The 17,308-nt window shown below is 68.8% G+C and carries 16 protein-coding genes; 11 read left to right on the top strand and 5 right to left on the bottom strand.

What is annotated here, in order from left to right; genetic code table 11:
• Positions 1 to 318: 318 nt before the first annotated feature.
• Both ABZV44_RS33820 and ABZV44_RS33815 read left to right on the top strand, forming a co-directional pair.
• Positions 319 to 1,941, top strand: coding sequence for a HAMP domain-containing sensor histidine kinase (locus ABZV44_RS33820; RefSeq protein ID WP_354845466.1), 1,623 nt, complete (start codon positions 319 to 321; stop codon positions 1,939 to 1,941).
• Positions 1,942 to 2,024: 83 nt separating this feature from the next.
• Positions 2,025 to 2,732, top strand: a complete 708-nt coding sequence (locus ABZV44_RS33815; RefSeq protein WP_354845463.1) for a response regulator transcription factor — start codon at positions 2,025 to 2,027, stop codon at positions 2,730 to 2,732.
• Between the two features lie 15 nt (positions 2,733 to 2,747).
• Here ABZV44_RS33815 and ABZV44_RS33810 read toward each other — a convergent pair whose 3' ends face one another.
• Positions 2,748 to 3,776: a hypothetical protein gene (locus ABZV44_RS33810; protein WP_354845461.1), complete on the bottom strand. Its 1,029-nt coding sequence runs from the start codon at positions 3,774 to 3,776 to the stop codon at positions 2,748 to 2,750.
• Positions 3,777 to 4,439: 663 nt separating this feature from the next.
• On the opposite strand from ABZV44_RS33810, the gene ABZV44_RS33805 reads away from it, so the two are divergent.
• The 3 genes from ABZV44_RS33805 (at position 4,440) to ABZV44_RS33795 (ending at position 6,794) form a co-directional block, all read left to right on the top strand.
• Complete coding sequence (locus ABZV44_RS33805) at positions 4,440 to 4,769, top strand: hypothetical protein (RefSeq protein ID WP_354845458.1); 330 nt, start codon at positions 4,440 to 4,442, stop codon at positions 4,767 to 4,769.
• Positions 4,770 to 5,277: 508 nt separating this feature from the next.
• Positions 5,278 to 6,258: an AraC family transcriptional regulator gene (locus tag ABZV44_RS33800; RefSeq protein WP_354845455.1), complete on the top strand. Its 981-nt coding sequence runs from the start codon at positions 5,278 to 5,280 to the stop codon at positions 6,256 to 6,258.
• A gap of 377 nt (positions 6,259 to 6,635) precedes the next feature.
• Entirely contained in the window at positions 6,636 to 6,794 is a 159-nt protein-coding gene (locus ABZV44_RS33795; RefSeq protein WP_354845453.1) for a hypothetical protein, read from the top strand.
• Positions 6,795 to 6,850: 56 nt separating this feature from the next.
• On the opposite strand, the gene ABZV44_RS33790 is transcribed toward ABZV44_RS33795, so the two are convergent.
• On the bottom strand, positions 6,851 to 7,339 hold the full coding sequence (locus tag ABZV44_RS33790; protein ID WP_354845451.1) for a MarR family transcriptional regulator: 489 nt from the start codon (positions 7,337 to 7,339) through the stop codon (positions 6,851 to 6,853).
• Between the two features lie 203 nt (positions 7,340 to 7,542).
• Between ABZV44_RS33790 and ABZV44_RS33785 the strand changes: the two genes are divergently transcribed.
• The 4 genes from ABZV44_RS33785 (at position 7,543) to ABZV44_RS33770 (ending at position 12,979) form a co-directional block, all read left to right on the top strand.
• Positions 7,543 to 9,750 (top strand): hypothetical protein, encoded by a 2,208-nt coding sequence (locus ABZV44_RS33785; protein ID WP_354845449.1) that lies wholly within the window; start codon positions 7,543 to 7,545, stop codon positions 9,748 to 9,750.
• 259 nt (positions 9,751 to 10,009) lie between these two features.
• Positions 10,010 to 10,669, top strand: a complete 660-nt coding sequence (locus ABZV44_RS33780; RefSeq protein ID WP_354845447.1) for an arsenate reductase ArsC — start codon at positions 10,010 to 10,012, stop codon at positions 10,667 to 10,669.
• 48 nt (positions 10,670 to 10,717) lie between these two features.
• Positions 10,718 to 11,677: a LysR family transcriptional regulator gene (locus ABZV44_RS33775; protein ID WP_354845444.1), complete on the top strand. Its 960-nt coding sequence runs from the start codon at positions 10,718 to 10,720 to the stop codon at positions 11,675 to 11,677.
• 177 nt (positions 11,678 to 11,854) lie between these two features.
• A complete protein-coding gene (locus ABZV44_RS33770; protein ID WP_354845441.1) occupies positions 11,855 to 12,979 on the top strand; it encodes a PLP-dependent cysteine synthase family protein in 1,125 nt (374 codons plus the stop codon).
• 27 nt (positions 12,980 to 13,006) lie between these two features.
• On the opposite strand, the gene ABZV44_RS33765 is transcribed toward ABZV44_RS33770, so the two are convergent.
• Positions 13,007 to 14,206, bottom strand: coding sequence for an erythromycin esterase family protein (locus ABZV44_RS33765; RefSeq protein ID WP_354845438.1), 1,200 nt, complete (start codon positions 14,204 to 14,206; stop codon positions 13,007 to 13,009).
• 112 nt (positions 14,207 to 14,318) lie between these two features.
• On the opposite strand from ABZV44_RS33765, the gene ABZV44_RS33760 reads away from it, so the two are divergent.
• A complete protein-coding gene (locus tag ABZV44_RS33760) occupies positions 14,319 to 15,038 on the top strand; it encodes a MerR family transcriptional regulator (RefSeq protein WP_354845612.1) in 720 nt (239 codons plus the stop codon).
• Between the two features lie 337 nt (positions 15,039 to 15,375).
• On the opposite strand, the gene ABZV44_RS33755 is transcribed toward ABZV44_RS33760, so the two are convergent.
• Together ABZV44_RS33755 and ABZV44_RS33750 are read right to left on the bottom strand one after the other, a co-directional pair.
• Complete coding sequence (locus tag ABZV44_RS33755; RefSeq protein WP_354845435.1) at positions 15,376 to 15,777, bottom strand: nuclear transport factor 2 family protein; 402 nt, start codon at positions 15,775 to 15,777, stop codon at positions 15,376 to 15,378.
• 50 nt (positions 15,778 to 15,827) lie between these two features.
• Positions 15,828 to 16,406: a TetR/AcrR family transcriptional regulator gene (locus ABZV44_RS33750; protein ID WP_354845433.1), complete on the bottom strand. Its 579-nt coding sequence runs from the start codon at positions 16,404 to 16,406 to the stop codon at positions 15,828 to 15,830.
• Between the two features lie 42 nt (positions 16,407 to 16,448).
• Here ABZV44_RS33750 and ABZV44_RS33745 point away from each other — a divergent pair, with 42 nt between their 5' ends.
• The gene (locus ABZV44_RS33745; protein ID WP_354845431.1) at positions 16,449 to 17,306 is read left to right on the top strand and encodes a phytanoyl-CoA dioxygenase family protein; all 858 of its coding nucleotides are present in this window, start codon (positions 16,449 to 16,451) and stop codon (positions 17,304 to 17,306) included.
• Positions 17,307 to 17,308 lie beyond the last annotated feature (2 nt).

The following is a 17,308-nucleotide window of genomic DNA, read 5'->3' as shown; positions in this document are numbered from 1 at the left end:
ATGCCGCGTGAGCACCCTGCGCCTCCGCTGTGCCCCGAACCCGGCGCACGGACGCGGCCGGATCCAACCACGGCGTCGCACCCGTTCCGGGCTGCTTTGATGGTCGTCACCGCATGCACCGAGTCCCGGCTGCGGGCTGAGCGGTGGTTCTCGAGTTGGCCAGAGGTTGGGCGGATACGGTCGGGGCGGTTCGGCGGTTGCGGCGCGGCGGAAGGAGTTCGGGGTGGTCAGGGAGCCGGAGGATGCGGGGTGGGAGGAGCGGCGCGTGCTGGTGCAGGGGTACGCGGAGCGGCGCTGGGCTGTGTTGAGGTGGGTGGCGTGAGCGATCTACCAGCCGGCACGGCGACCCTGGGAGGTGGTGCGGCGCGGCGGGTTCGGGGTCTGCGGCGGTGGACCCTGCGGACGCGACTGCTGGTGGCGGTCGTGGCGATCGCGGTGGTGGGGCTGACGGCGTTCGGGGTGCTGAGCGTTGCTGCGCTGATGCGATCGGAGCTCGCGCGGATCGATGGGCAGTTGAATTCGGTGGCGGCGGATATGGCCGCTCAGAGCCACCCGCCTCCGCCGCCGCGGTCCACCTCGACGGTGCAGGGATTGCCGTCGACGTTCCAGATCCAGTTCTTCGACAGTGCGGGACAGCAGGTCGGGCAGATCGGGGTCGGGGCGAACGATCTGGCCCTGCCCGCGATGGACCGGGCCGCGGTCGAGGCGCGCGGGAGCAAGATCTTCGAGGTCGACGACTCGCACGGGACACCGTGGCGGGTGCGCACTGTCGCGCAACCGCTCAACGAGGACCAGCCGGACGGCGGGCAGGCGGCGGTCGTCATGCCGCTGGACGGCTACTACGCCACCGCCCGGGAACTGCGCATCATCGAATTGGTCGCGGGCGCCGGGCTGATCCTGGTACTGGGCGGCGTGGCGGCCTGGCTGGTGCGGGTCGGCCTGCTGCCGCTGTCGCGCATCGAGCACACCGCCGAGGCCATCGCCGCCGGGGATCTGGAGCGCCGGGTCGAGTACGCGGACACCCGGACCGAGGTCGGGCGGCTGGGGACCGCGTTCAATGTCATGCTCGAGCGGTTGTCCACCACCATGCGGCGGCTCGAGGAATCCGAGTCGCGCATGCGGCTCTTCGTCGCCGACGCCTCGCACGAACTGCGCACGCCGCTGACCTCGATCCGCGGCTACGCCGAGCTGTACCGGATGGGCGGCGGCGCGGACCCGGCCCAGGTCGCCACCATGATGCGGCGCATCGAGGACGAGGCCGCGCGCATGGGCGTGCTCGTCGACGATCTGCTGCTGCTCGCGCGGCTCGACGAACAGCGCCCGCTCGATCTGACCGACGTGGACCTGTCCACCGTCGCCGACGAGGTGGTGCGGGACGCACGGGTCCGGCAGCCGGAACGCGTTGTGCGGCTGCGTCTTCCGGACGAACCAGTCCACGTCGTCGGCGACGGGCACCGGCTCCGTCAGGTGCTGACCAACCTGGTCGGCAACGCGCTCGTGCACACCCCCGCCGCGGCGCGGATCGATGTCCGGATCCGGCGGGGCGCGGTGCCCGCCGAGACCGCGGGCGGCCGGGCGGATTTGCCCCGGACCGGGGCGGCCGATGTCGAGCCGCGCGGCGCCGGGGTGGTCGCGGCGGCCGGGGCGGAACTGCCCGCGGGCGCTGCGGCCGTGATCGCCGAGGTATCGGACACCGGGCCCGGCATCCCGCCGGGGAAGGCCGAGCACGTGTTCGACCGCTTCTATCGGGTGGACGAATCCCGTTCGCGCGCAGGTGGTTCCGGCCTCGGCCTGGCGATCGTCGCGGCCGTGCTGACCGCGCACGGCGCACGGATCCAGCTGCTCACGGGCACGGGGTCCGGCACGACGTTCCGGATCGTGTTCCCGATATCGGACACGCCCGGTGCCACCGGCCGGCGTTCACAGGAAACGCCCAGCTGACGCCGAGCTGGAGCGGTGGTGGCGGCAACCAGGATGACCGGTATGAATCGGTGTGGGACGCGGGTGCGCATAGGGTGGCGAGCGTGAGCGATCGCGCCCCGGCGGGGGCGGCGACCGTGCTGGTCGTCGACGATGAGCCCTACATTCTGGACCTGCTCTGTTCCGCGCTGCGGCTGAGCGGGTTCGAGGTGTACTCGGCCGACACCGGGCGCGGCGCGCTGGAGGCGGCGACCCGGCGGCGACCCGATGTCATGGTCCTCGATGTCATGCTGCCGGACCTGGACGGATTCACCGTCGCCCGGCGGCTGCGCGCGGCCGGCAGCGAGGTGCCGGTGCTGTTCCTGACCGCCCGCGACGCCGTCGAGGACCGCATCGCCGGCCTCAGCGCCGGCGGCGACGACTATGTGAGCAAGCCGTTCAGCCTCGAAGAGGTGATCCTGCGGTTGCACGCGATCTTGCGCCGGACCCGGCCCGGCGACGAGGACGGACCCGGCCGGCTGCGCTTCGCCGACCTGGAACTCGACGCCGGCACGCACCTGGTGTTCCGCGCCGGGGAACAGATCTGGCTGTCCGCCACGGAATTCAAGCTGCTGCACTACCTGATGCTCAATGCGGGCAAGGTGGTGAGCAAACGCCAGATCCTCGATCGCGTGTGGCAGGCCGAGGAGGGCCGCGCCGACCGGGTGGTGGAGACCTTCGTCAGCCAGCTGCGCCGCAAGATCGACACCGGCCACCCGCCGCTCATCCACACCGTGCGCGGCGTCGGCTACACCCTGCGCGAATCCCCCTAGCGCGGACTCCGGTGATCACACCCGATCGAGGAAACCGTTGCCGTAGTCGATGTTCCGGGCATCACGCAGATCCGCGTCCGGTGTGAATCGCACCGTGTCGGTGCGATCCCACAGTTCCATTCCGGCCATGGCGGACCGGCAGTCGCGAATGCAGCGGCGGACGCCATTGCGGATTCTCGGCGGCAGCCGCAGCGCATCCATTTCTGCCGTAATTGCCTGAGCCGCGGCCTGATTGTCGGCGATTCGGACGTCTATCGAACGGCGGACTTCCGTCACCGCCTGCGGCAGATCCATTCCCAGATGATGCTGCAGAGTCGTCATCAGATTGATGGTGTCCTCGGAGTCGGTTTCGATTGCCAGTGAATGCAGATCATTGATCAGGCACATGATGTCCGCGGTGGTGGCGATTATCTCCTGATACGCTGGACCGTAATACAGGGCGTCGGGAATTTCGGTGTGTTCGATCACCTCTGCCAAATCCACCGTCGGCAATACGGTGCACGCGTCCCGGCGCAGTCGCGGATATTCGTCCGGGCTCGGCGATTTGCCCGCCTGACGAAATGCATTCTCGCGTGCGTGACCGACCAGCCACAATTCCAGATTCAATGCGAATCGGCGTGCCCAAGCCTCGGAATTACGCGGGAAGGTACGGGTGCAGAGATTGGACAGAGCTGCGATGACGGGCGGCACCGGACCCGCGACCCCGCGCTCGTGCACCACCTGCAATGCAGCGTGCCGGAGGCGGTCGTAGTCGTCGAGCCGGCCTGTGGCGATGGCCAGATCCTGCAGATCGTCGAAGACGAAGAATACGGTGATCCATTCGGCGACCAGGAGCATGTCGGCGAAAGACGAAGTGGGGCACCAATACGCCGAGAATCGCGCGTAGCCGAGCGATTCGAACTTGCGGGCGGCCGCCTCGTCCTGGAGCAATCCAAAACGCTGTGCCCAGATCTGAACTCTTTCCTGCGCCCGGTCGCTCATCGTATGCCGTTGCGGCGAGAACGGAAGCGGGATCTCCAGGTGCCGCAAGTCGTGTTCGTTCATCGGTAACACCTGGGTTCACTCGGGTGGAGGCGGGATCCCTCCGGCGGTCAGCATAACCGACATTTCGGGCAGATATTCGCGGATTCGCAAGATCCGCAGAGCGGCAACCAATTTCGCCGGGACCGCGGACGGCCGCACAACAGCTGCCGGAGGTGCGGTGAAGGGGTTCCCGTCTGGTCCGCAAACCCTGCGAGCCATCGGGTACGAGGAATCCACCGCCGCGGTCCGCAAGCCCGCCCTGATGTCGTTGTGGCAGTTGATCAAGGTCGCCGACGAGGACCTCGACGGCATGATAAGCGGGTCGCCCTACGCTACGGCCGGCGTGGTCGGACGGCTGTGGCAAACACCCCGAGTGCTGCCCGCGACGCTGGCGTGGCTGGCGCTGAATGCGTTGGCGCGCACCCAGAACGGCGACGGCAGCTGGGGGGAGTCCGCACGCCCCGAGGCGGTATCGGGTGCTGCCCAGGCTGGCGGCGGTGTGCGCGCTGCGGGGGCTCGCCGAGGACGCGCCGATCGATCGCGAATGCGTGCGCGGCGCGGCGTGGCGTGGGAGCGAGTTCCTCTTCGCGGTTCCGGAAGTCTTTCTTCCGGAACGACTGCCCAGTCTAGAGGCGATCGAGTGCACGATTCCGGCACTGCTGGAACGACTTGCGAAGGTGTCCGATGCCGACGACGATCACTGCCGCTCGCCCTGCGCGCGGCCCGAATGTTCCAGCAGGCCAATGCCGAACACTGCGCACGCTTGCAGGGCGGCGCCGTCTGGCGCGATATCCCCTCGAACTGCTCGATACCCCGCCCCGGGGCTGGACGGGCGATCTGCGCGCCCATGGCGGCGCGGTTGCGTGCTCGCCGGTGCTGACCGCGACGGCCCTCGGGTGGCGCGGCGCCGAATTCGCCGGAGCCGAGTGGTATCTCCGCCGCGAAGGCGTTCACCGGCAGGGACTGTGGCCGGTGCTCGCGCCTGCGGTCATCTCGAACGGGAAACGGCGGTAACGCTTTTCGCGCGCGTCTCAGCTTCCCGTTGCCGCCCGGATTCACCGCGTCATTGAGCACCTCGCTGCGGTCGGCCCTCGGCGCGGAGGGCATGGCGTCGGCCCCGGCCTGCCCCCGGACGCGGACGAGACGGCGAAGACCCAGCGGCCGGGCGGATCCTGGGGCGTGTGGCATCGCAGCGCGGAGGAGACGGCGGGCGCGGTGCACGCGCTGTGCGCCTGCGCGGAACCGTCGGCCGAGCGTTCGGTGGCCGGTGGATTGCGCCGGTCTCACTTTTTCTTGCCGATTGCTATGACGCCGGGACGGCCGATTCGACGCGAACCCCATTGTGGCACTACAAAGATCTTGGATCGCCGCTTAGAATCGGGCGTCTGTATACATTGACCGCCCTGCTCATGAGCGGTTCACCGCTACGGTGAGGCCATGGCGGGGACCTTGGTCACCGACCACGGACGGAACTCGTTCGAAACGTGGTTGCTGAGCGATATGTGGTGGGAAGATTACCGACGTGGAGCAAGCCGTTTTCGGCGCTGTCGAGATCTCGTCGTCCTCGACCCTTTCGCCACGTCAGGCGTTCGAGCAGTGGGAAGCCCTGATGGCGGATGCGGTCGCACCGTCGGTGATCGAGCCATTGCGCACAGGTCACTGGCACGGACAAGTCGCCACAACTCAATTCGACGGATTCGCGGTGTCGCGCATGCAGGCCAGCGCGCAACGGGCATTGCGGACAAAAAAGATGGTGGCGCAGTCGGCCGGTGAGTTCTTACTGGTGAATATCGTGCTCGAAGGAACGAATTGGACCGAGCAGCGCGGCCAGACGGCCGAATGCAAGCCCGGCACCATCTCGTTCTTCGACAGTGGCGTGCCGCTGGAGAGCCGCACCACCGACAATTGCCTGTCGACGCTGGTACGCGCCCCGCTGCAGCTGGTGCTCGAGCACTCCGGCCTCACCCGCGACCAGCTACCCACCGCCACCGCCGTCCCCGCCACGGGGGCGCTGGGCGTGGTCGCCGGTTTCTTCCGCAATCTGGCCGAGCTACCCCCCGACGACATCGCGCGTGCGGTCACCGTCTTCGGCAGCGACGCCGCCGGCATGATGGCGTCGGCGTTGCTGCTGGCGAACGGCGAAAGTTCGCCCGGCCCATCGGATTCGCTCTATACCCGGCAGCAGGTGCTGGCCTACATCCGCAAGAACTTCACGAATCCGGACCTCTCGGTCGACGAGATCGCGCATGCCTGCCTGATCTCGCGGCGCACGCTGTACCGGGTCTGCGAGGGCTTCGGCGAGCCGGGCGGGATCGTCCGCCGCACCCGGATCGCCCATGCCCGCCGCCTCATCCGCGCCGACCCCTCCCGATCCCTGGCCGCCGTCGCCTCCGCGTCCGGTTTCGCGACGGACCGCCACTTCTATCGAGCGTTCCGCGAGGAAACCGGGCTTACCCCTGGCCAATTCCGCGACCAGCTCAGCCCCCGCAACCGCATGCGCTGAGCCACAAAAGGATTGGGGAGCCGTCACCACCTGCGCTCGAATGCGCACCCGGTCCTGCACCAGGGCGGACCGACACCGTCGTATGCCACGACACCACCGTCTCCCGCGCCGCGTCCGCGCGATACTGCAGATGCACCCCGCGCACGGCGGGAGCCTCCGAATCCGTTGGCTTCGGCCATAATTCGGTTGCTACGCTCCCGCCCTCAGAGCGCAACGCCACCGTGCCCGCCGCCCCGCTTCGATCCCCGCCGCCGCGGCCCCGGCCGTCGCCGTGAACAACCCGCGCCGGCTGACTCCCCGGCCCGCCCCCCTGACCGCTGCTCTCCTCTGCCATGCCCCGCAAGCTAGCCGCGCCCCGAACGCCCCGCCATGCGACAATGCCCACTCCTGCTGGCCCGAAATCGTGGCTGACGCACAGCGAATACCAGGTGGACGGCATGAACGGAGAGGGGAATGTGGCGATCGCTGTCGAGATCGACGGCAGCGCAGCGGTTCCCGTGCTGAGGGGTGATAGCTTCGCCGACGCCACGGCCTGACCCTCACCCGCCGTGATGAGATTTCGTGTGGCCGAAGAGAATGCCACGCCGACGGATCAGAGTTGGTAGCTGTCGATATCGAGGTCGGCCGGGGTCTCGCCGCCGGCGCGGGTGAAGGCAGTCAAGGCGCGGATCAGGCCGGAGCGGTCGGCTTTCGGCATCTGCTCCACCACGGCGGCGAGCTCGCGGCGGCGGTGCGCGGTCACCGCGTCGACGACTTCGCGTCCGTGCCCGGTCAATTCGATGATGAGCTCGCGGCGGGAGTCCGGATTCGGTTTGCGGTCCACCAGTCCCGCGCCGACCAGCCGGTCCACCATGCGGGCCGCGGTCGACGGCTGGACATCCAGCGCGGTGGCCAGCGTGACGACCTTCGACGGCCCCCGGGTCGAGAGGATCATCAGGGTGCGGAACTGCGGGATGGTGATGGAGTCGTCGACCAGTGCCAGCGAGCGCGCCGAGAGTGCGACGAGCAACCGCGACGCGCCCAGCAGGGCATCGGTGATCTCGTCCACCGACTCCACGGCCACCGCGTCCTTCGCCGCCACCACTACCTCCGCACGTTCTGCCGCTGCCAGATTGCTCCTATCCTGCCGGTTGCTCCGTGGGCGTGTGCAGCGGCATCGGCTTCGTGATGGAATCGAACTCACGCAGATAGCAACTGTTGCATACTGCTTGTATCGGGTAGGGTCTCCGAATCGTGGGAAATCGTGCTGCACTCCGTCTGCGGACCGACGGGTGCCGGTGGGGAATGGTCACGGTGATCGGCGTGGTCGCGGGGTATGCGTCGGTGCTGCTGGGCAATCCCCGCCACTTCTATACCGATGACACCGAATCGCAATACGCCCCGATGTGGGTGATGCTGGGACGGCACCTGCACGACGGGCGCTTCCCGGCGCTGGTGCCGTGGGAATGGATGTCGGGCAACTACTCCATGGAGGAGGCGGGGCTCTACAATCCGCCGCAGCTGCTGGTCGACTGGTTCGCGCCCACGATGGACAATCTTGCGCTCTACGTGACCATCGTGAAGCTGATCTTCTCGATCATCGCGGCGCTCGGCGTGTTCCGCGTGTGCCTCGCGTACGGGGCGCGCGGATCGTGGGCGGCGCTGGCGGCCATCGCTTTTCCGCTGTCGGGCTGGTTCCTGTTCTTCGACGAAGCCAGCTGGGCGACCTCGCTGACCGGTACCGCGTGGATGCTGCACGCGTGGGCCGCCGCTATCGGGTACACCCGCACGCCGGCGGACGAGCGGCGCTGGACCACCGGGCCGATACCGGTGTTCGTGTACCTGTACCTCGCCATCTCGGTCCAATATGTCTTTCCCGCAGTCGAATCCGCGCTGATGATCGGCACCGTGGCGGTCGGCGAGGTGGTGCGGCAGCGCACCTGGCGGCCCGCGCTGCGGCTGCTGGCGGTGGCGGCCTGCGCGGGGGCGGTGGGGCTGGAGACGTACCTGCCGGGCATGCTGTCCTCACCGGTCACCTGGCGCGGCAACGAACGCATTCTGTCCGAGGACTTCCTGACCGTGCCGTGGTCGGAGTCGCTGAATGCCAGCCTGCCCAGTACGGTTCCGGCATTCACGGGCTGGTGGGGATACGTACAGCCGTTCCCGATGGTCTACATCGCCTGGTTCCTGATTCCGCTGCTGGCCTTCATCGATTGGGGCGCGGTGCGGCGGTCGGCGCGCGAATACGCCGGACCGGTGTTGTTCGCGGTCATCTTCCTGATGTGGACCGCGGGGCCCGGGCGGATCGGCCCGCTGCGCTGGCCCGCGCGGATCCTGCCCATGCTGGCGGTCGGGTCGCTGGTGCTGGTGTGCCTGTGGCTGAGCCGCCACGGACGTTTCGGGGTCCGGCGCCGTGGCGGGGCGACGGCCGTGCTGCTCGGGCTGCTGTTCGTCCGATCATTCTGTGCCGCACCGCATCTGGTGGTCCGGCATCTGACCGCGGTGGCTGCGGTGGCCGCCCTGACCGCCGCGTTCGTGTGGCTGATCCGCACCCGCGGACCGGCGGCGGCCGGTGCGCTGGCGATCGTGGCGATGTTCCCCATCGCCTACAGCCAGGTGCGCCTGCAGGCGCCCACACCCATGTCGTATCACTTTCCGGAGCGGCGATCGCAGATGACCGCGGCCTTCCCGCATTTCGACGGCGTCACCCTGCAGCTCGCCGACCGCGCACTGGTGCCCCCGGGCGAGCAGAGCGCCGCCGGGGCCTGGAGTTCCCTGGCATTCGGCAACTACGCCAAGAACCTGCGCCTGAACTATGTGAACGCCTACACGCCGATCGGGTACCGGGAGTTCAGCAGGCTGCTGTGCATGGGCTGGGACGGCAGCACGTGTCCGGCCGCGTTCGGCGCGGCCTTCGCCGTCGAACCCACCACGGGGCGACCGTATGTCGACCTGATGAAGGTGGATCGCGTTGTGCTGCAACGCGCCCAGTATCCGGATGCGGGCGAGCAGCCCGCGCCGCCGGGCTGGAAGTGGGTGGACTATCCGGGCCACGAGCGCTACATCTGGGTGCTCGAACGCGACAACGGCCCGATCTCCACCACACCCGGCCCCTCCGATGCGCGCGATGTCACCGCCACCCAGGTCGGGCGCGACAGTGTCAGCAGCCACCTGCGCGTCACCTCGTCCGACGGTGGCCGCCTGGTCTTCGCGCGCCTGGCGTGGCCCGGCTACCGCGTCACCCTCGACGGGCACGACATCGGCTTCTATACGGTCGCGAATACCTTTGTGGCCGTGGATATCCCGCCGGGCACTTGCGATGCCGACCTGGTGGTCGCCTGGCGTCCGCCGGGCTGGAAGATCGGCATCGCCACCGCACTGGCCGGATTCGTGGGACTGGCCCTGCTGCATTGGCTGTACCGCCGTGAGCGCCGATACGACGACCTCGAAACTGGGCTGCCCGCAGACGATTTCGACCCGCTCACCGAGCCGCTGACACCGGTCCAGGTCTGATCGGCAGAGGCGTGGATGGGTGGCGGGTGCTCGGGTGTGACCGATTTCTCCTCGATGCCCGATGCATGGCCGTGATCACACTTGCCCGTTGTGCCCGAATGTTCGCTGTGCGCGAAGCCATTCGACGAGCGGTGCCGGGACGGGGTTTGATGGTTGCGTATCGGTAGCGGTTGCCTATCACCGCGAGCCGGTGGCGTTTCGCGGTCCAGCAGCGACCAGAGGACGGGGATAGGCTGACCAACGTGCAGAGGGAGCGATCGTGAACGAGACATCCGGCGCCGCCCTGCCTTCCACCGCTTCCGATGCGGACCCCATGATCCCGGAGGAGGCCTCGGAACGGCTGACGGCGGAATTCGGCTCGGTGGTGGACGCCACCACCGTCGCACGCATCCTCGACAACTCTTTCGCTCACCTCGACGCCATCGGCATCGACCGCGCCCGGCTGGCCGGGGTCGCCGAGCGGTTCGCGCGAGAACGGTTGACGGCCTTGGCCCGCGTCGAGGGACGTGCCATCCGCACCGGTCCGGCCGTGGTGTTCGTATGCACGCACAATGCGGGACGTTCGCAGATGGCGCTCGGATTCTTCAATCGACTGGCCGGGGACCGGGCGTCGGCGTGGTCGTGCGGCTCGGCGCCGAACACTGTGGTCAATCCGCTCGTCGTCGCCGCCATGGCCGAGCGCGGGGTCGACATCGCCGACGAATTCCCCAAGCCGTGGGCCGATGAGCTGATGCGGGCCGCCGACGTGGTCGTCGACATGGGCTGCGGTGACACCGATCCGATCATCGCCGGGCACCGCTTCGAGCAGTGGCCGCTGCCCGATCCGGCGGGCGGGGGCATCGAGGAGATCCGCGGCATTCGCGACGCGATCGAACTCCGGGTTCGCCGCCTGGTGGCCAATCTCGGTCTGGTGGCCTGACCAGCGCCTTTCCCGGCCCCACGACCTGGTGTGCCTAGGATGGGGACCATGCTGGAGATCAGGCAGCTGAAGATCTTCAGGGCGGTCGCGCGGACCGGGTCCTACTCCGCCGCCGCCCGGCAGCTCGGCTACACCCAGCCCGCGATCAGCCAGCAGATCAAGGCCATGGAACGCGTGCTCGGCACCGCGCTGGTGACCCGGTCGGGCCATCAGCTGCAGCTTACCGAGGCCGGTGCGGCGCTGGCCCGGCACGCCGCGACTGTGCTCGGCAGTCTCGACGCGGCCGAGGCCGAGATCCGGGCGCTCACCGAACTGCGGGCCGGGACGGTCCGGCTGGCGGCGTTTCCGAGCGCGTGCAATCTGCTGGTGCCCAAGACCATTGCGCGCATCCAGGCCGCGGAACCCCGGCTGAAGGTCGCCCTGATCGAGGCCGAGCCGCCGGAATCGGTGGCCATGCTGCGGGCGGGGGAGTGCGAGATCGCGATCGTCTTCGACTATCCGCACGGCAAGGTGCCGGACAGCGAAAGCTCCTGTGACGCAGCCAGTCCCGACCTCTCCGAGCTTAATGCGCACACCCTGCTCACCGATCGGCTGCGGGCACTGCTGCCGGCCGGGCACCGCCTGGCGGGGACCGCGCGCACCACCCCTATGCAGCTGTCGGAACTGGCGAAGGAGACGTGGATCGCGGGCTGCCCGCAGTGCCGGGGACACCTCGTCGACGCCTGCGCGGACGCGGGATTCCATCCCGACATCGCCTATGCCACCGAGAATCCGGGCGCGGTCGCCGGATTGGTCGCCGAGGGGCTGGGTGTCGCGCTGGCCACCGAACTCGCGCTGTCCGGTGTGCCGGCGCCGGGAGCGGTGCGCTCGCTGCCGGTGGAACCCGCCATGGAGCGGCGGGTGCTGGCGGTCACCCTGCCCAAACTCGAGGCGGTTCCGGCGGTGCGCGCGGTCATCGGCGGACTGCGGGAGTCCGCGCGGCTGGTGGAGGCCGCCGTCTCGCACTAGCCCCCGATGGTGGCCTCGGCGCACGGGTCACCGCAGCGGGCCATTAGCGGAGCTTTCACCCCCTATTACAGCTGCTTGGGAAATATCGCCCCAGGTCACACTGGGAAACTCGGATTCCCGGCTAGCGTCGAAGGTGCCCCGCTCCGCTTCGCCGGCCTGAACCAGAAGGACACCGAGATGGCTGTGATCCAGGACGACACGCTCGCCGACGAGACCGACATCGACCGCTCCGACCCGGAGTACCGGAGCTGGCTGCGCGAGGCCGTACGCAAGGTGCAGGCCGACGGCAACCGCTCCGCCGACACCCACCTGCTCACCATCCCGCTACCGCCGGAATGGGGCATCGACCTCTACCTCAAGGACGAATCCACCCATCCCACCGGCAGTCTCAAGCATCGGCTGGCGCGGTCGCTGTTCCTGTACGCGCTGTGCAACGGCTGGCTGCGGCCCGGCCGCCCGGTGGTGGAGGCGTCCAGTGGATCCACCGCGGTGTCGGAGGCGTACTTCGCCAAGCTGATCGGCGTGCCGTTCGTCGCCGTCATGGCGCGCTCCACCGTGCGGTCCAAGATCGACCTCATCGAATTCCACGGCGGCGCCTGCCATCTCGTCGACGACCCCAGCGAGGTGTACGAGGTCGCGGCCCGGCTCGCCCGGGAACGGGGCGGCCACTACATGGACCAGTTCACCTACGCCGAGCGCGCCACCGACTGGCGGGGCAACAACAATATCGCCGAATCGATCTTCCGCCAGCTCGAACAGGAGCGTTACCCCGAACCGAGCTGGATCGTCGCCACCGCGGGAACCGGCGGCACCTCCGCCACGCTGGCCCGCTACGTCCACTACACCCAGCGCGACACCGGCATCTGCGTCGCCGACCCCGAAAACTCGGCGTTCCTGGAAGGCTGGCGCACCCTCGACCGAAACACCACCTCCGCCAGGGGATCCCGCATCGAGGGCATCGGCCGCCAGCGCATCGAACCCAGCTTCCTCCCGCACGCCATCGACCGCATGATCCGCGTCCCCGACGCCGCCTCGGTCGCCAGCGTCCACCTCCTGCAGCGCCTGCTCGGCCGCCGCTGCGGCGCCTCCACCGGCACCGGGGTCTGGGCCGCCTTCGCCGTCATCTCCGGCATGCTCGCCCGAGGCGACCGGGGCAGCGTCGTCACCCTCCTCTGCGACCCGGGCGAACGCTACCTCGACAAGTACTACAGCGAGGCCTGGCTCACGGGACAGGGCATCGATCCGACGCCGTATTCTGTTCGGCTGGAACAGTTTCTGCTCACCGGTGAGCTCTCCCGTTGATGCATCGGTTCGATGCCGCCGGTTGCGCTACCAATACTGATGGCGCTTTCCGTCGGTGTCGGCGATGAAGACGACCGCGGCCGCGCCGGACAGGTCGGCGGGGGTGAGTGGGATGTGGCCGGGCACAATCGGTGTGCTCGTGCCGGTTGACGGGGAGAGCGCGGCGCGCAGGGCAGGCGCTGGGAAGAGGCTGCGGTGGGGTGTGGCTGTCGCCAGTGAGTGCTGGAGCGTGTTCGGGTCGGGGGCGGGGCTGGCGTCGGTTGCCACGAACAGGTAGCGGTCCGCCAGCGTCATGTGGACGAGCGCACCGGCATTTCCCCAGCTCTTGGTGTCATCGTGGGCGGGGCTCAGGTGGGCGTTGTGGGCGAAGACCAGGGATGGGCCCCGGTGTTGCTCCTGGGCGACTATGGCGAGCAGGTTGCCGGCCATCATTTCGGCGCGGACGCTGAGGACGGTGTCGATGCGGTCGGGAGTGTCGGTGGCCATGGCGGCGTGGTAGCGGAGCAGGCCCTGGGCGGTGCGGGCGTAGGACACGGCTCGGTCGTAGGCGGCGGGGTCGGCGGGGCGCAGGCCGGGGGAGGCGCGGTGCAGTGCGCCGGCGAGGTCGTCGGCGAGGAGGCGGAGGGCGTGGGCTCGGGGGGTGTTGCCGATGGATGCCGCCGGGTCGTACATGGCGGCCGGATTGGTCCAGTCGGCATCCTCACCGGCCAATTCGTCGAGTTTGCTCACTGATTCGGGACGCAGGGCGTCGGGCAGGCAGTCGGCGGCCCGGGCGAGGGCATGGCGTGGGCCGGGGGCGCCGGCGTATTCCACCGGGGCATCGAAGCCGTGGAAATGCACCCGATCCTGCGGCGCGCGGGCGGCATTGTGCGCGCGGAGCCATTCGACGAGTTCCCGATTGCCCGGCACCGCGCCGAAACCGTGGCTGAACCCGGTGGCGAGCACGGTGTCGATCTCGGTGGACGCGCCGCACACGTAGTCGTCGACAATGGACGCGGCGAAGTAGTCGGTCTCCAGAACGATTGACCGGTAACCCCGTTCGACGAGGTGGCCGAGAACATCGTTGCGCAGCAGCGGGAATGCGGCGATGCCGTGTGTCGGCTCGCCGAGCGCGAACAGGGCGGGCGGTTCGGTGTGGGTGGCGAGCAGGTCGTCGAGGGCGCGGCCCAGGTTTTCCGGGTCGTCGATCGGGCGGCCGATGGCCTGTAGCGCGGTGGCAGTTGACATGGAGACCCCTTCCAGAAGGAACTGCCTTCGACACTATCGTTGAAGGTTCGTGTGAAACTTGCCCGAACCTGACCCCGTATCAGGTGGCCGAACCCTCAAACGGAGGTGCGATCTGCGACCCATCGATCTCGCGCGGGAACACGGATTGTCCGCACAGGCCATCCGGAATTACGACGAGGCAGGCGTCCTCCCGCCCACCGAACGCAGCGAGACGGGCTACCGGCTCTACACACCCCTGCATGCCCAGGCCCTGCGCGCCTTCCTGGCGCTACGCCGTGGCCACGGCCATCAGCCGGCCACCGACATCATGCGTGCGATCCACCGCCGCGACACCGACGCCGCCTACCGGCTCATCGACGCCACCCACCTCGCCCTGCACACCGAACGCGCCACCCGAGCCGACGTCGCGAGGGCCCTGCACAGCCTGTCCACCCCGATCCCGCCGGATGCCCCGCGCAGGTCGCTGACCGTGGGCGAACTCGCCCGCCGCCTCGACCTGCACCCGGCGACCCTGCGCACCTGGGAAACCGAGGGCATCCTGCATCCCGAACGCGATCGCGCCACCGGCTACCGCCACTACGGCCCGGACTGCGTCCGCGACGCCGAGATCGCCCGCCAACTGCGCCGCGGCAACTACCGGCTGTCCCAGATCACCCAATTCCTCGCCGCACTCCGAACCGCTGGCGGCACAGCAGCTCTGACCGTCTTCCTCGACGCCTGGCAAGCACGCCTGACCACCCGCAGCCGCGACCTCCTCACCGGCGCAGCCCAACTCGACGCCTACCTCGCTCTGCTCGATCAGCGCGACCCCGAGGCGATTCGGGATCGGTGATGGCCATGTTCCCGGGGGGACAGGGACTTTCGGCCGTAACGGAACCCCGCGGCACGCGGCATGCTCGACGGCAGCGATCGGAGCACGGGCACATCGTCCGGGGTAGAGCGGGAAGGAAGTGGTCGATCGGACGGATCCACAGCGGTGACCCCACGCCCCCGTTGACGCACCCTCGGTGTTGTCAGGCGTCCGCTCAACGGGGGCATCCGCGCGTCTACCGAAACTGCCACCGCGGTTTCGGTTCCTCGATGAGCAGGCCCAGCACCCCGCACCCGTGCGGCAGAGCGCCGATGAGCACCCGGGTGGCGGTTCGGGGAGCGAGCGCCTCGGGTTTGCGTCAGGGGTGGAGGGGTTGCCGGCGCGGGACGACGCGGCGCCGGCTGATGCGCCAGCCGGAAGCGGTGCGGACGACGATGTCCTCGTAGGTGACACTGGCGGTGGTGCCGTCGGTCGCGACCGCGAGGCCCTTCGACAGAGCCTGCACGGTATCGGAATCGGTCGGCGACACCACGATATTGGTGACGTGATGTCCCAGCGGGTTGCCGTCGCCCAGTTGGAGCGCCATATCGCGCAGGGCGTCCCGGCCGGTGACCACGCCCGCGCCGTAGGCGGTCAGGTCGTAGGCGACGTCCTCGGTGAAGACCTCCCCGAAGCGGTCGACGGCGCCGGCATCGCTGAGATGTCCGTGCAGGGCGAGCAATTCGTGAATGGCCAGCCGGTCGGCCGTGGAGATCGACATAGCACGCAGTGATACGCGGCCGCGGGCGCGATCGCCAGTTCTTTTGCGGATCAGGGCAGGGACAGCGACGCGGCGGTGAAGCGCCAAAGGCGTTCGGCGGCAAGGTCGACGGGCGGACGGGGGTGTACGCGCAACTGCTGGGCGATGCCGTGACGCAGGCCGCCGATGACATACGCGCCCGCGCTGTCGGGGTCGAGATCGGCGGGGATCTCGCCGGTGGCCTGCCCGCGGCGGATATTCGTGGCGGCCGCGTCGCCGAGATTGCGGATGTAGACGGCCTCGATCTCGGTGAGGCCCGGATCGGGCGCCGCGCGGTTGAGCAGCAGCGCCGCGAGCGGGTGCTCGAAGTGGAAGGCCACGAAACAGTGGGTGCGGGCGCGCTCGCGGGTGGCCCAGTCGCTGTCGGCCGGGAGCCGGTCGTCGGCGATGGCCCGGCTCAGGCCCTCGTAGAAGTCGTCCCAGATGGCCGCCAGCAGACCGACTTTGGAGCCGAAGTGGTGGTACAGCGCGCCGGTGCTCAGGCCGGTGCGGCGGGTCAGCGCGCTCAGCTCCAGGGTGCCGTTGGCGTGAACCAGTTCGTCGCGCGCGGCGTCGAGTAGTTGTTGACGTCCGATCGGTGCTCGTGCCACAGTCGAACAATAACAGAACTCAGTTATGTAAAGGATGGCGGGATGAGCGCGAAGGTGACATCGCTACGCGATCTGGACGGCGATCTGGCCGGAACCTACCGGCGCACCGCGAGCAGCGGCGCGAGCGTGGATCCGGCGGTGGCCGAGGCCGATCTGGCCGCCGTCGAGCGGGACGGCTATGTGATCCTGCCCGACATGCTGACTCCGGCCGAACTCGACCGGATCCGGGAAAGTGTTGTGCCACTGCTGGATCGGATCGGCCGGAACAACTTCGAGGGGCACTCGACACAGCGCATCTACAGCGTGCTGAACAAGACTCGCGCCTGCGACCGCATCGCCGACCACCCGCGGGTGCTGGCCCTGCTGGACCGGCTGTTCCTGCCGAACTATCTGCTGTCCATGCTGCAGGTGATCAACATCCTGCCCGGCGAGCAGGCGCAGATGCTGCACACCGACGACGGCTTCTACCCGCTGCCGCGGCCGCGAAAGGGGTTGGGGGCGGCCACCATCTGGGCCATCGACGACTTCACCGCCGAGAACGGCGCGACCGACATCATTCCGGGCAGCCACCTGTGGGGCGACCGCCTGCCCGGGGAATCCGACCGTCGCGAACCGGTGGTGATGCCGGCGGGTAGCTGCGTATTCTTCGTCGGCACTCTCTGGCACGGCGGCGGTGCGAATCGCTCCGCGCATCCCCGCCTCGCGCTCACCGCCCAATACTGCGAACCGTGGCTGCGCCCGCAGGAAGCGTTCACGCTCTCCATGACCCGCGATACGGTCCGCGCGGTGTCCGAGGATATTCGCCGAATGCTCGGCTACAGCATTCATCCGCCGTTCATCGGACAGGTCGACGGCATGCACCCCAAGCGGCTCCTGGAACCCGGGGCACCCGCTCTGTAGTG

The sequence above is a fragment of the Nocardia sp. NPDC004860 genome (assembly GCF_040609015.1).
Lineage (GTDB): Bacteria > Actinomycetota > Actinomycetes > Mycobacteriales > Mycobacteriaceae > Nocardia.
The sequence above is the reverse complement of the archived record's forward strand: the minus strand, read 5'-3'. Positions and strand labels throughout refer to the sequence as shown.